This window comes from Kitasatospora viridis (assembly GCF_007829815.1).
In the GTDB taxonomy this organism is placed as follows: Bacteria; Actinomycetota; Actinomycetes; order Streptomycetales; family Streptomycetaceae; genus Kitasatospora; species Kitasatospora viridis.
In genome coordinates, this window is record NZ_VIWT01000003.1 from 273286 (window position 1) to 287119 (window position 13834).

General features: G+C 73.7%; 13 protein-coding genes. 9 read left to right on the forward strand and 4 right to left on the reverse strand.

Annotated features, from left to right (window positions below):
• Positions 1-59: 59 nt before the first annotated feature.
• The 3 genes from FHX73_RS31695 to FHX73_RS47380 all read right to left on the reverse strand — a co-directional run bounded on the left by FHX73_RS31695 (position 60) and on the right by FHX73_RS47380 (position 2499).
• Positions 60-1133, reverse strand: a complete 1074-nt coding sequence (locus FHX73_RS31695) for a type III polyketide synthase (RefSeq protein ID WP_145909382.1) — start codon at positions 1131-1133, stop codon at positions 60-62.
• 31 nt (positions 1134-1164) lie between these two features.
• The gene (locus tag FHX73_RS31700; RefSeq protein WP_145909383.1) at positions 1165-1374 is read right to left on the reverse strand and encodes a hypothetical protein; all 210 of its coding nucleotides are present in this window, start codon (positions 1372-1374) and stop codon (positions 1165-1167) included.
• Between the two features lie 123 nt (positions 1375-1497).
• A complete protein-coding gene (locus tag FHX73_RS47380; RefSeq protein ID WP_145909384.1) occupies positions 1498-2499 on the reverse strand; it encodes a dehydroquinate synthase/iron-containing alcohol dehydrogenase family protein in 1002 nt (333 codons plus the stop codon).
• A gap of 211 nt (positions 2500-2710) precedes the next feature.
• Between FHX73_RS47380 and FHX73_RS31710 the strand changes: the two genes are divergently transcribed.
• The 4 genes from FHX73_RS31710 to FHX73_RS31725 all read left to right on the forward strand — a co-directional run bounded on the left by FHX73_RS31710 (position 2711) and on the right by FHX73_RS31725 (position 7541).
• A complete protein-coding gene (locus FHX73_RS31710) occupies positions 2711-3106 on the forward strand; it encodes a nuclear transport factor 2 family protein (protein WP_145909385.1) in 396 nt (131 codons plus the stop codon).
• A gap of 255 nt (positions 3107-3361) precedes the next feature.
• Entirely contained in the window at positions 3362-4225 is an 864-nt protein-coding gene (locus tag FHX73_RS31715) for a serine hydrolase (protein WP_246214005.1), read from the forward strand.
• 63 nt (positions 4226-4288) lie between these two features.
• On the forward strand, positions 4289-5905 hold the full coding sequence (locus FHX73_RS31720) for a phytoene desaturase family protein (protein ID WP_145909386.1): 1617 nt from the start codon (positions 4289-4291) through the stop codon (positions 5903-5905).
• A 118-nt stretch (positions 5906-6023) separates the two neighbouring features.
• On the forward strand, positions 6024-7541 hold the full coding sequence (locus tag FHX73_RS31725; protein ID WP_145909387.1) for an MFS transporter: 1518 nt from the start codon (positions 6024-6026) through the stop codon (positions 7539-7541).
• A gap of 7 nt (positions 7542-7548) precedes the next feature.
• On the opposite strand, the gene FHX73_RS31730 is transcribed toward FHX73_RS31725, so the two are convergent.
• Complete coding sequence (locus FHX73_RS31730) at positions 7549-8241, reverse strand: TetR/AcrR family transcriptional regulator (protein ID WP_145909388.1); 693 nt, start codon at positions 8239-8241, stop codon at positions 7549-7551.
• Positions 8242-8529: 288 nt separating this feature from the next.
• Between FHX73_RS31730 and FHX73_RS45090 the strand changes: the two genes are divergently transcribed.
• The 5 genes from FHX73_RS45090 (at position 8530) to FHX73_RS31750 (ending at position 13782) form a co-directional block, all read left to right on the forward strand.
• Complete coding sequence (locus FHX73_RS45090; protein WP_170305166.1) at positions 8530-8703, forward strand: hypothetical protein; 174 nt, start codon at positions 8530-8532, stop codon at positions 8701-8703.
• Positions 8704-8871: 168 nt separating this feature from the next.
• Entirely contained in the window at positions 8872-10914 is a 2043-nt protein-coding gene (gene rfaE2, locus FHX73_RS31735; protein WP_145909389.1) for a D-glycero-beta-D-manno-heptose 1-phosphate adenylyltransferase, read from the forward strand.
• A gap of 65 nt (positions 10915-10979) precedes the next feature.
• Complete coding sequence (locus tag FHX73_RS31740) at positions 10980-12209, forward strand: DegT/DnrJ/EryC1/StrS family aminotransferase (protein WP_145909390.1); 1230 nt, start codon at positions 10980-10982, stop codon at positions 12207-12209.
• Positions 12206-13195 carry an NAD-dependent epimerase/dehydratase family protein gene (locus tag FHX73_RS31745; protein WP_145909391.1) on the forward strand — a complete coding sequence of 330 codons (990 nt, stop codon included), beginning with the start codon at positions 12206-12208 and terminating at the stop codon, positions 13193-13195. The genes FHX73_RS31740 and FHX73_RS31745 overlap by 4 nt, the downstream gene beginning before the upstream one ends.
• Entirely contained in the window at positions 13168-13782 is a 615-nt protein-coding gene (locus FHX73_RS31750) for an HAD-IA family hydrolase (protein ID WP_145909392.1), read from the forward strand. Before FHX73_RS31745 ends, FHX73_RS31750 begins: the two co-directional genes overlap by 28 nt.
• Positions 13783-13834 lie beyond the last annotated feature (52 nt).

The following is a 13834-nucleotide window of genomic DNA, read 5'->3' on the forward strand; positions in this document are numbered from 1 at the left end:
GCCGTCCCGGTGTCCCAACCGCGCGGGAGCGGGGCCACGCCCCGGTCCCGGGTCGGTGGTCACGGTCGGCGGGCCCCGTCGGGCCGTCCGGCGGACCAGGTGCCCAGCGACATCTCCGCGGTGATGCCGGGACCGAACCCGGCCACCACCCCGGTCGCGCCGTCGGCCGGCCCGCCGTCGTCGAAGAGCCGGGCCAGGGCGTCCAGCACGACCGCGCTGGCGATGTTCCCGTACTCGGTGAGGGTCGCCCGGCTGTAGCGGAAGGCCACGGGGTCGACGCCGAGGAACTTGCTCAGGTCGTCCAGGATCCGCGGTCCGCCCGCGTGGATGATGTAGAAGCCGAGCTCGGACGCCTCCCAGCCGTGGTCGGCGGCCAGGTCCCGCATCACCGGGGCGAGCGGTTCCATGGTCCCGGGCACCCGGCGGTCCAGCCGGAAGTGGAACCCGGTGGCCCGGACCGCGTAGGAGATCCAGTCCTGGGTGTGCGGGATCAGGTAGGAGCCGTTGCGCTCCAGCGACATCCCGGTCCCGCCCGCACCGCGCACCACGACGGCCGCCACCGCGTCGCCGAACAGGCCGTCCGACAGCAGGTTGCCGACGTCGGCGTCGGTGGGCTGGTAGCACAGCGAGCACAGCTCGCAGGAGACGATCAGCACGTTCCCCTCCGGGTAGGCCCGGCAGAAGTCGTGCGCCCGGTTGATCGCGGCACCGCCCGCGGCGCAGCCGAGTTGGGCGATCGGTATCTGCCGGGTGTCGGAGCGGAAGCCGAGCTCGTTGATCAGCCAGGCGGTCAGCGAGGGCATCATGAAGCCGGTGCACGACACGTAGATGATCGCGTCGATGTCCCGGACCGTGAGCCCGGCGTTGGCGAGCGCCTCGTCGATCACGGCCGGGGTCCGCTTCTTGGACTCCGCCTCGTAGACCCGGTTGCGCTCCTCGAAGCCGGGGTGCTCCAGGGTCTGCTCGATCGGTTGGACGATGTGCCGCTTCTGGACGCCGGTGTTGCGGATCAGCTTCAGTGCCAGGGCGAGTTGGGGGTTGTCGGCGTGCATGCGCCGGGCGAACTCCAGGGTCTGCTCGACGGTGATGACGTGTTCCGGTACTGCTACGGCGGGCTTGCACAGGGTGGGCACTGCGGTCTCCGATCTATCCGGTCTGTCCGGGTTACGAGTGGGCGGGCGAGCCGCTGAACGGCGGCCCGCCGTTCGCGGCGGCGGCGAAGGCCAGGTCGGGCCTGGCGAAGAAGGCGCCGGCGAACAGGTCGAAGGCCGACGGGAGGGCGCCGAGGTCGTCGAAGTCGTCGAGGTGGACGTCAACGGCAGTCGTGCGCTCGGGAGTTGGATCCTCCGGGGCTGGTCTGTCGGGGAGAGGCACGGGGTGCTCCGTCCGGTGGGGGTCTCGTGCTGCCCACCGTCGTCGTCCTGATGTCCCAACCGCGCGGGAGCGTGGTCACGCCCGGGTCCCGGGTCGGGGGTCTCAGGCGTGCCTATGCCGCGCCTATGCCGCGACGGTGGGCCGGGCCGCCCGGGCCGACGGCACCGGATAGTCGACCCGGCCGACTTCCGGGGCCGGGACCGGGGCGGCCGCGAACCCGCGCAGCGCCCGCACCTCCTCGGCCGGCACCGGCGTCAGCACCGAGCCGCCCGCCACCCGGGGCCGGCCGAGCGCCCGCAGCAGCACCAGCTCCCGCGCCACCTCGGCGCCCGGGCCCGGGCCGAGCTCGGTCGCCAGCCCCGCCCGCGCCAGCAGCCGCAGGTGGGCGGCCACCCCCTCGGCGCCCAGCAGCCCGAGCCGCTCGCCCAGCAGCGCCGCCAGCAGCAGCCCCTGCGCGGTGCCCTGCCCGTAGCGCAGCACCGCCGCCGGTCCCTGCCCGAGCGGGTCGAAGGTGAGCACACCCGCCTGCGCCTCCTGGCAGAGCGCGACGAACGACGCGAGCACGGCCGGCTCGTACCGCCCGTCCGCGCGCAGCCGCCCGGCCACCGAGTCGAGGTGGTACGGGCAGATCGCCAACACGTCGCGCAGCAGCGGGTACAGCCCCGCGTGCTGCGGCCCGTCCAACAGGTCCGGCCGGCACCAGAGCAGCGCGGGCGCGCGCGGGCCGTCCGACCCCGGCAGCACGTACGCCTCGGACATCGCCGCCAGCGTGGTCGGCACGGCCACCACCTGCCCCCGCCGCGCCCAGCCGAGCACCGACCTGACGGTCCGCCCGCCGCCGACCGCGACCACCACGGTGTCCGGCGTCGGCACCGGCAGCCGCAGCGCCACCCGCTCGCCGCGCACCACCAGCACCTTGCCGACCAGGGCCAGCGCGGCCACCGCCGCGCCCAGTTGCCGGGCCGGCGCCCCGCTCGCCGCCACCACCAGGAACCGCGCCCCGCCCAGCCCGCGCACGGCCTCGGCCAGCCCCTCCCCCGCCTGCCGGCCGATCCGCACCAGCACGGGGTAGTGGCACGGCCCGGCCTGGACCGCGCGGTCGTAGGCGACCACCCGGTCGGACACTGAGGGCGCCTCGCACGCCTGCATCGGGAACCTCCCCGCACTGCTGCCGTTCTCGTCGTCCCCTCACGGTCCGCGCGCCCGGGTCCCGACCGCATGAGCCCCCCGACCCGTTCCGGCCCCTGCGGAACCCGGGCTGGACCCCCCGCACCGCCGGTGACAGGGTGGAGGAGTCAGCCGAATCCCCTGCCTTCCAGGAAGGTGGCGAAGAGCCATGGCTGAACACCCACACGCCGCGCTGATCCGCACCGGGTACGACGCGTTCTCCCGGGGTGACGTGGAGACGCTCAAAGGCATGATGACCACCGACTGCACCCACCACGTCCCGGGCAGCAGCCCGATGTCCGGCGACTTCAAGGGCGCGGACGCCGTCCTCGGCTACTACGGCCGGCTTGCCTCCGAGACCAACGGCACCTTCCGCGTCGACCTGCGCCACGTCCTCGTCGACGGCCGCGGCCACGTGATGTCCGTGCACCGCTTCACCGCCGAGCGGGCCGGCAAGCGGATCGACATGACGGGCGGCATCGTCTTCCGCGTCATCGGCGAGAAGATCACCGACCTCGACGAGTGCGTCGAGGACATGACGGCGACGGACGAGTTCTGGGCCTGACGCCGGCCCACTGCCGAGGGACGCTCCGCCGCGGTGAGCTCACGTCCCGTCAGCTCCACGAAGCGTTAGGAAACGCCCATGCTGCCCTAAGGCGGCTCAAAGAGGCGCTGCCTAACGTCATCCAGCATGCCGATGCGAAGCGTCTCCCTGGCGAGGCGGCTGACCCCGATCAGCCTGCTGGCCGCCGTAGCGATCATCGTCGTGCCGTTGCGGGGGCATTCCGGTTCCGCCGGGAGTCGGCCAGGATTGTCCGTCGTGGCCGACTCGACCTCCGTCCCCGCCTCCCCGCGCCCGTCCGCGACGGCTTCCGCCTCGGCCGAGCCCTCCGCGCAGCCGTCGGCGACATCCTCGCCGACCGCCGCGCCGCCCTCCAGCACCGCTCCGCCCGCCCCCGCCCCCGCTGCCCCGGTCGCCAACGCCGCCCTCACCAGCGCCGTCGCCCAGGCCCCCGGTGCCGTGTCGGTCTCGGTCACGGACCTGACCACCGGGCAGTCGCTCAGCTACGGCGCTCCCGGGCACGGGTTCGCCACCGCCAGCATCGTCAAGGTGGACATCCTGGCCACCCTGCTGCTCCAGGCCCAGGACGGCGGCACCTCGCTGACGGCCGATCAGCAGGGCCTGGCCAGTGCGATGATCGAGAACAGCGACAACGACTCCGCGACCGCCCTGTGGAACGACATCGGCCAGGACGGCGGCCTGAACGCCGCGAACCGGCGGTTCGGGCTGACCGCCACCACGGGCGGTACGGACGGATACTGGGGCCTCACCTCGACCACCGCCGACGACCAGGTGCGGCTGCTGCGCCAGGTGTTCACCGGCGACTCGCTGCTCTCCGCCGCCTCCCGCAGTTATCTCCAGGGCCTGCTCGGCCAGGTGGAGAGCGACCAGCGCTGGGGCGTGAGCGCGGCGGCGAGCGGCGGCGACTACGCGGTGAAGAACGGCTGGCTGCCGCGGTCGGACACCGGGCTGTGGGTGATCAACAGCATCGGGACGGTCCAGCGCAACGGGCACCAGTTGCTGATCGCGGCGGTCTCGGACGGCAATCCGACCGAGTCCGGCGGGATCTCCCTGGTGCAGGCGGTGGCCCAGGCCGCCGCCGGGTCGCTGGACGGGGGCTGAGCCGGCGCGCCCGGCGGTGCGGGCACCCTGGCGGAGCGTGGCGGGCCCTGGTAGGACGGCCGCATGCAGCCTGATCGCTCGTACTACGACGTCGTGATCGTCGGCGGTGGCCACAACGGCCTGGTCGCCGCCGCCTACCTGGCCCGCGCGGGGCGCAGCGTGCTGGTGCTGGAGCGGCTCGGCCGCACCGGCGGGGCCGCCGTCTCGACCGAGGCGTTCGCGGGGGTGCCGGCCCGGCTCTCCCGGTACTCGTACCTGGTGAGCCTGTTGCCGCGCAGGATCGTCGAGGACCTGGGGCTGCGGTTCGCGGTGCGGCCGCGGCGGATCTCCTCGTACAGCCCGACGGTGCGCGGCGGCCGGCCCACCGGCCTGCTGGTGGACGCGCGCAACGAGGCCCGCACCGCCGCCTCGTTCCGCGAACTGACCGGCTCGGAGAAGGAGTTCGACGCCTGGCGGGGGTTCTACGCGATGACCGGGCGAGTCGCCGAGCGGGTGTTCCCCTCGCTCACCGAGCCGCTGCCCGACCGGGCGGAGCTGCGGCGGCGGGTGGACGATCCGGTGGCCTGGGAGGAGTTGTTCGAGCGGCCGATCGGGGAGGCCGTCGAGCGCCGGTTCGCGGACGACCTGGTGCGCGGGGTGGTGCTCACGGACGCGCTCATCGGCACGTTCACCCACGCGCACGACCCGTCGCTGCGGCAGAACCGGTGCTTCCTCTACCACGTGATCGGCGGCGGCACCGGCGACTGGTCGGTGCCGGTGGGCGGGATGGGCGCGCTCACCGACGCCCTGGCGGGCGCGGCCCGCGCGGCGGGGGCCGAGCTGCGGACGGGCTGCGAGGTGACGGCGGTCGGGACGGACGGCAGCACGGCCGAAGTCGGCTACGCCGCCGGGGGTTCCGAGTTCCGGGTGGGCGCCGGGAAGGTGCTGTGCAACGCCGCGCCGCAGACGCTGAGCCGGCTGCTCGGCGAGGCTGCGGAGGAACCGGCGCCGGAGGGCTCGCAGTTGAAGGTCAACATGCTGCTGCGGCGGCTGCCCCGGCTGAAGGACACCTCGGTGCCCCCGTCGGACGCCTTCGCGGGAACGTTCCACATCGCCGAGTCCTACCAGGAGTTGGAGGCGGCCTACCGCACGGCCGCGACGGGCCGGCTGCCCGCGCCCGCGCCGTCCGAGGTGTACTGCCACTCGCTGACCGACCCGTCGATCCTCGGCCCCGAGCTCAACGCCCGGGGCTACCACACCCTCACGCTGTTCGGACTGCACCAGCCGGCCCGGCTGTTCGGCGCCGGGGTGAGCGGTGAGGAGGCGCTGCGGGCGGTCCTGGCGCCGCTGGACGCGGTGCTGGACGAGCCGATCGCCGACTGCCTGGCGGTTGACCCGCAGGGCCGCCCGTGCATCGAGGTTCGCACCCCGCTGGACCTGGAGCGCGAACTCGGCCTGCCCGCGGGCAACATCTTCCACCGCGACCTGGCCTTCCCGTACCGCACCGGCCCGCACGGCGATCCGCAGACCGACCCGCAGGCCGGTCGCCAGGCCGACCCCAAAACCGACCCCGAGGCCGACCGCTGGGGCGTGGCCACCGCCCACCCCAACGTCCTGCTCTGCGGCGCGGGCGCGGTGCGCGGCGGCGGTGTCAGCGGCATCCCGGGCCACAACGCGGCGATGGCCGTCCTCGGGCGCTGACGACGCCTCAACCCGACTATCGAAACGATGCCGTTCCGTTAATCCCGCCCGTGCGCTACGCTGCTTAACGAAACGCCAGCGTCTCGATAAGTCCGTCGGCTCACCAAGGCAGGTGCCCATGTCCGCACAGCCCGTTCCCGACAGCGCCGCGGCCGACTCCCGGCGCTGGCGGGCCCTTTGGTTCATCTGCCTCGCCCAACTGATGGTGGTGGTCGACGGCACGATCGTGAACATCGCGCTCCCCTCGGCCCAGCACGACCTGGGCTTCTCCGACACCACCCGGCAGTGGGTGGTCACCGGCTACGCGCTCGCCTTCGGCGGCCTGCTGCTGCTCGGCGGACGCATCGCCGACGTGTGGGGCCGCAAGCGGGCCTTCCTCGTCGGCGTCATCGGGTTCGCCGCCGCCTCCGCGCTCGGCGGGGCCGCGACCAGCACCGGGATGCTGCTCGGCGCCCGCGCGCTCCAGGGCGCGTTCGGCGCGCTGCTCTCACCGTCCGCGCTGTCGCTGATCACCCTGACGTTCCGTCAGCCGAAGGACCGTGCGAAGGCGTTCGGCATCTACAGCGTCGTGGCCGGCGGCGGCGCGGCCGTCGGCCTGGTGCTCGGCGGCTTCCTCACCGAGTACGCCAACTGGCGCTGGACCCTCTACGTGAACGTCGGCCTCGCCGTCGTCGCCGCAACCGGCGCGGTGCTGGTGATCCGGGAACCCGTCGGGCCGCGCTCCGGCCCGACCAGGTTCGACCTCCCCGGCGTGCTGCTCTCCTCCGCGGGCCTGGCCACGCTGGTGTACGGGTGCGCCAACGCCGAGAGCGACGGCTGGGGTTCGGTCACCACGGTCGGCCGGTTCGTCGCCTCCGTGGTCCTGCTCGCGCTCTTCGTGCTCGTGGAGAGCCGCAGCCGCAACCCGCTGCTGCCGCTGCGGGTCCTGCGGGACCGCAACCGCGGCGGGGCCTACCTGTCGCTGGCCGTTGCCGTCACCGGGATGTTCGGCCTGCTGCTCTTCCTCACCTTCTACCTCCAAGTCGTGCTCGGGTACAGCCCCGTGGTCGCCGGCCTCGCGTTCCTGCCGATGGTCGCCGGCATGATGCTCGGCTCCACCCAGATCGGCACCCGGCTCGTCACCAAGGTCCCGCCGCGCCTGCTGATGGGCCCGGGCTTCCTGATCGGGGCCGCCGGGCTCGCCTGGATGACCCGGATGAGCGTCACGGACGACTACGCCTCCGTCGTGCTGCCCGGCATGCTGCTGCTGGGCCTGGGCGTGGGCTCCGCGTTCACACCCGCGATGAACCTGGCCACTTCGGGCGTGGGGCCCACCGAGGCCGGCGTGGCCTCGGCGATGGTCAACACCTCCCAGCAGATCGGCGGCGCGATCGGCACGGCCCTGCTCAACACCATCGCCACCTCGGCCACCGCCGCCTGGGCCACCTCGCACCTGCACCGCGGGATGACCCCCGCCGAGCTGGGCACCGCCAAGCTGCAGGCCCTGGTGCACGGTTACAACGTCGCGATGTGGTGCTCGGCCGGCTTCCTGGTCGCCGCCGCCGCGATCGCCCTGGTGCTGATCGACCACCGGCCCGTCGACCGCCGGGCCCACCCGACCGACGACGCCAAGAAGCTGTCGGCGGCGGCGCACTGACGAACAGTCAGTCCCCGGTCGGGGCCGGGCGCCCCGACAGCGCCGGCAGGACGACCGCGTCGACGAACTCGTGCAGGTAGGGGCCGTCCACCTCGACGCCCTCCAGCACGAACCGCGCCAGCACCGCGCCCAGCATCATGTGCTGCACGAACCGGCCGGCCGGGTTCCCCGGGGCGACCTCGCCCCGGGCCACCGCCCTGGCCAGCGCCTGCTTCACCGTCCTGGCCTCGCGGTCGGCCATGGCCGACCGCAGCGCCGCCGCCAAGTCCTCGTTGCGGCCCGCCGCGTGGGCCACCGCCCGCATCAGGTCGGCGTCCTGGGCCGTCGCCTCGGAGAGCAGCTCGACCATCAGGTGCAGGTCCCCCGCGAGCGACCCGGTGTCGATCGACGCCAGGTCGACCCGCCGGTTGTTCCGGATCGCCTGCGCCACCAACTCGGGCTTGCCGCCCCAACGCCGGTACAGGGTGGCCTTGCTCGACTTGGTCAAAGCGGCGACCCGCTCCATGGTGAGCGCCTCGTAGCCCACTTCGTGCAGCAGTACGACGACGCCGTCGAACAGCTCCTGCTCCCGCTCGGCCGACAGCCGACTGCGCCGACGCGGCGCTGCCCCGTCCGCCGGCTCCGGGCCGTCGCCCGACTCCGGGCCGTCGTCCGACGCCGAGCCGTCTTCCGGCTCCAGTTCCTCCGCCGCAACGGCCATGGACACCGATCGTCCTTCCACCAAGCGCGGGCGACGCCGCTCGAAGAGACGGCACCGTCTCGCGTTTCCCCAGGATACGCGTGCCGTCCCGACGGTCACCCCGGGCGCACCCGGGCCGCTTCCGGTGCCACCGCAGGGCGGTGGCGTCATGTTGTGGCACTGCAGCATCATGACGTTCAACTCCCATGGACAGAAGCGATCACGAAAAGTCAGGATTCAAACAACAGACGTGAGTTGCGACCTTCCGGTCGCCTATCGGGCCTCCGCCACGAGAGGGAAACCAACCGGATGTTCAAGGGAAACATGATCGCGATGGCCGGCCGACTGGCGGTCCTCGCCGCTCTGATCGGCATTCTGGTGAGCGCTGGACAGACTGACGGCCGGGCGTCGGCAGCCGCGGCGCCGGGGGCCACGGCCGCGCGGGTGGCCGCGCCGGCCCTGGTGGGCGACACCGGCTGGTAGCCGGCCGACGAGCAGGCAGTAGCGACAGGAGCAACCGCAGCGGGGTGACGACGGGTCACGCCCGGGCGCAGCCCTGACCTCCGACGGCTGCCCCCAGCGGCCGACCGATCGGGGTGCGCGCACGGCTGCCCCGCCCGCTCCCCCACCGACCACCGCAAGGAGCGACCGATGACCGACCCGACAGCGCGGCAGGCGGGCGCCGCGCCGCTCGCCCATGGCCTCGACCACATCGTCCAGTTGCAGCAGGCGCTGGCCGGGGTGGACGTCCCGCGGCTCCAGCAGTGGGGCCGACGGCTCGCCGAGACGCTGAGCGCCGGCGGGCGCCTGCTCGCGGCGGGCAACGGCGGCTCCGCGGCGGAGGCGCAGCACCTGACCTCCGAGCTGGTCGGCCGGCTGCGGGACGACCGCGAGCCGCTGTCGGCCATCGCGCTGCACGCGGAGACCTCCGCGCTCACCGCGATCGGCAACGACTACGGCTACGAGGAGTCGTTCGCCCGTCAGGTGCGGGCCCACGGCAGGCCGGGCGACGTGCTGATCCTGCTCTCCACCTCGGGCCGCAGCCCCAACGTGCTGCGCGCGGCCGAGGCGGCCCGCGAGGCGGGCATGGCGGTGTGGGCGCTGACCGGCCCGGGCCCCAATCCGCTGGCCGAACTCTGCGACGAGGTGGTGGCGGTGGAGTCGGCGGCCACGGCCGCCGTGCAGGAGTGCCACCTGGTCGCGGTCCACATCATCTGCGCCTGCGTCGACATCGCGCTCGGCGTCTGCCCGCCGGCTGCCGAGGACACCACCGCGGACCGCCCGGCGCCGCTCGTCGTGGTGGGCGACACCCTGCTGGACCGTGACCTGGTGGGCACCGTGGAGCGGCTCTCGCCCGAGGCGCCCGTCCCGGTGGTGGACGAGGTGCGGGTGCACGCGCGCCCGGGTGGTGCCGGGCTGGCGGCCGTGCTGGCCGCCCGCGAGGGCCGGCCGGTCACCCTGGTCACGGCGCTCTCGGGCGACCGGGACGGACGCGAGCTCGCAACCCTGCTGCGCGGGCAGGGCGTTGACGTGATCGATCTCGGGCTGGCCGGGCCGACGCCGGTGAAGTCGCGGGTGCGGACCGACGGCCGTTCACTTCTGATGCTCAGTCAGGCCTCGGCTGACAGGAGCGAGTTCAGCCGTTCACTGACGGAACGTGAGCGGTCCACGGTGCTCGGGGCGGCGGCCGTGCTGGTCTCCGACTACGGGCGGGGGATCGCCGAGGACCCCGAGCTGCGTGCCCTGCTGGAGCGTGCGGCCGCCCGCTGCCCGGTGGTCTGGGACCCTCATCCCCGGGGCGCCGCGCCGGTGCGCGGAGTCCGGTTGGCGACCCCCAACGTCCGGGAGGCGGCCCGCTTCGCCCAGGGCGTCGAGGTCGCCGCTCCGCGCACCGAGGGCACCGGCCTGCGGGCGGACATCGACCGCGGCCGGGCGCTGGTGGGCGCCTGGTCCGCGGCGGGCGTCGTGGTGACCCGGGGCGTGGCGGGCGCCGTGCTGCTGGACGCGGCCGGCTCCTCCCCGCTCGTGGTGCCGGGCCTGCCGCGCACCTCCGGTGACCCGTGCGGAGCGGGCGACTGCTTCGCCGCGACGGCCACCCGGCTGCTGGCGGACGGGTTCCTGCTCTCCGAGGCGGTGACCGAGGCGGTCAAGGTGGCCGGCGACTTCGTCGCGGCCGGCGGCGCGTCGGCGGTGGCGGAGCGGCCGCGGCGCGAGCCGGAGAGCGCCGCAGCCGACGAGGGCGCACTGGCGGTGGTCGCCCGGGTGCGGGCCGCCGGCGGCACGGTGGTGGCCACGGGAGGCTGCTTCGACCTGCTGCACACCGGACACGTCGGGCTGCTGGAGCAGGCCCGCCGGCTCGGCGACTGCCTGGTGGTGTGCCTGAACGACGACGACTCGGTGCGCCGGCTCAAGGGTGCCGAGCGGCCGGTGGTCTCCGACGTCGACCGGGCCGCCGTGCTGGGTTCGCTCGCCTCGGTCGACGGGGTCTTCGTCTTCGGCGAGGACACGCCCGAGGACGCGCTGCGGCAGATCCGCCCGGACGTGTACGTCAAGGGGGGCGACTACCGGGTGGACGACGTCCCGGAGGCCGCGCTGGTGGAGACCTGGGGCGGGCGGACAGTGATCCTGCCGTACCTCGACGGCCGGTCCACCACCCGCATGATCGACAAGATCGCCGGGCGCAGCGCGCGCTGAACTCCCTCGCAACACAAGCCCGTTATCTCGTTTTCCGCATCATCTTCACGTCAGAGGGGATCAGCATGCCCGGACCCGGGTGGTACTTCATTGACGGCACCGAGGAAGCCGAGGTGCTGGAGGCGCTCAGGGGGCGGCAGCTCGGCCGCTACCGCTTCGGCGCGGAGGACACGGTCTCCAGGACCATGCAGTTCGAGCGCGAGATGGCCGGCCTGCTCGGCAGCCGGCACGTGCTCGCGCTCAACAGCTGCACCTCGGGCCTGCTCGCGGGGCTGACGGCGCTGGGCGTGGGCCCGGGCGACGAGGTGATCGTGCCCGGGTACACCTTCATCGCCTCGATCGCCGCCGTGCTGTTCACCGGTGCCCGGCCGGTCCTGGCGGAGATCGACGAGAGCCTCACCCTCGACCCCGACGACGTCGCCGCCAAGATCACCGAGCGCACCAAGGCGATCATGCCGGTGCACATGATCGGCGCCCCCGCCGACCTGGACCGGCTGCTGGCCATCGCCCGCACCGCCGGCTGCGCGGTGATCGAGGACTGCGCCCAGGCCTGCGGCGCCTCCTACCGGGGCCGCCGGGTGGGCACCATCGGCGACATCGGAGCGTTCTCGCTGAACAGCGGCAAGATGATCACCGCGGGCGACGGCGGTCTGCTGACCACCGACTCCGAGGCGCTGTACCGGCAGGCGTTCGCCTTCCACGACCACGGCTTCGCGCCCGACCGGGCCGGCCTGGTCGACGAGGGCCCCCGGATGGGCCTCAACCTGCGGCTGCACGAGCTCGCCTCGGCCGTCGGGCTGGTGCAGGCCCGCCGGCTCGACGGCCTGCTGGAGCGCTGCCGCACCCTCAAGGCCGCCGTGCGGGCCGAACTCCAGGACCTGCCCGGCGTGCGGGAGCGGGTGATCCACGACGAGGGCGAGTGCGGCACCGTGCACGTCCTGCTCTTCGACGATCCCGCCACGGCCACCGCGGTCGCCGCCGCCCTCGGCGGGCGCCCGCTGGCCGCCTCCTCGAAGCACAACTACGCCCTGATGGGCCAGCTGCACGCCGAGTTCGGCCGGCTCGACGGCGAGGGCCGCACCGCGGTCGGCAACGGCGCGCCCGGCGACCTGCCGCGCACCGACGACCTGCTGGCCCGCTCGGTGGCGCTCAGCGTCGGCGTCGTCGACGAGTACCTCGGCACGCTCGGCGAGGTCACCGTGCTCGACTCCCCCGAGCAGGCGGCGGCCAAGACGGCCGAGGTGCGCAAGGTCATCGAGTCGGTGCTGGCGACCCGTCAGGAGCCGTGCGGATGACGGGCTCCACCCGCCCGCGACCGGAGGTCCTGGTGACCGGCGCCGCCGGCTTCGTGGGCGGCCACACGGTGCGCGCCTGCCGGGAGGCCGGCTGGGCCGTCACCGCGCTGGACGTCCGGGAGGTCCCGGCCGCCACCGCCCCGGCGAGCGACTGCGTCCTCGGCCGGGCCGACCACGCGCCGGTGCTCGCCGACCTGCGCGCCGGGCGCTACGCGGCGGTCGTGCACCAAGGCGCCATCAGCAGCACGCTGGAGAGCGACCGGGCCAAGCTCCAGGACGCCAACGTGCGCCAGCCGTTGGCGCTCGCCGAGGCCTGCGCGGACAGCGGCGCGCTCTTCGTCTACGCCTCCTCCCACAGCGTCTACGGCACCATCCACCGCCGCATCGCCGTGGCCGAGGACAGCGAGGAGGACGCCTCGGTCTGCACCGGGCCGCTCAACCGCTACGCCGAGTCCAAGCTGGCCCTGGACCGGGAGATGGCCGGCCGGTACGGCTCCGGGGCGGCCTGGGTGGGGCTGCGCTACACCAACGTCTTCGGCACCGGCGAGGAGCACAAGGGCCAGATGGCCTCGATCATCTCCCAGCTGCTGCGCGGGGCCGCGCAGGGCCGGCGGCTGACGCTCTTCGCGGACACCCTGAAGGCGTGCCGCGATTACGTGCCGGTCGAGTCGGTCGCCCGGACCGTCGTCGCCCTGCTGCGCCACCAGGTGCCCAGCGGCGTCTACAACCTGGGATCCGGCTGCCCCGTCAGTTTCGCCACGCTGCTGGAGTGGTGCGCCGAGTTCAGCGGCGCGGAGCTGGACGTCCGGTTGGTGCCCAACCCCGTTGCGGACCGGTACCAGTACTGGACCTGCGCCGACCAGAGCCGGCTGCAGGGCGTGCTGCCGGGCGGCCGGCCCGAGCTGATCGAGGACGTCCGCAGCGGCGCCGCCACGCTGTTCCGGCACTTCCAGGAGCAGTGGCAGCAGCGGGCGAACGGGTGCTGATCGTCTTCGACCTCATGGGGACCCTGCTGACCGACCCCTACCAGCAGGCCCACGAGGCAGCTTCCGGGCGCACCTTCGCACAGTTCGACCGCGACCGCCCCCCCGGCGTCTACCACCGCCTGGAACGCGGGGAGATTCCGGAGGAGGCGTACTGGCGCAGCCTCCGGGAGGCCGGAATCGCCTTCAACGTCGAACTGTTCCACCGGGTCCGGCGGGAGGGCTACGGCTGGCTGCCCGGCATGCGGGAACTCGTGGTCGAGTGCGCCGCCGCCCACCGCACCGTGGTCGGTTCCAACTACCCGGACTGGATCGCCGAGGTCGGCCGTGATTTCCTGGCCGACCTCGGCGTCGAGGTGTTCGCGTCCCACCAGTTCGGCGTCCGCAAGCCGGAGGCGGCATTCTTCGAGCTGCTCTGCGAACGGACCGGCAGCTCGCTGCGCGAACTGGTCCTCATCGACGACAAGCAGCGCAACGTCGAGGCCGTCACGGCACTCGGCGGTCTCGGCATTCACTTCGTCTCGGCCCGGAACACCACCGAACGCTTGCGTGCGAACGGCCTGTTGGTGACGGGGATGGCAGAGCGGTGAATCCGCGGTGAACCGACTGGGCGTCAGACCCGTTGTAAGGAAGGGAAGACGG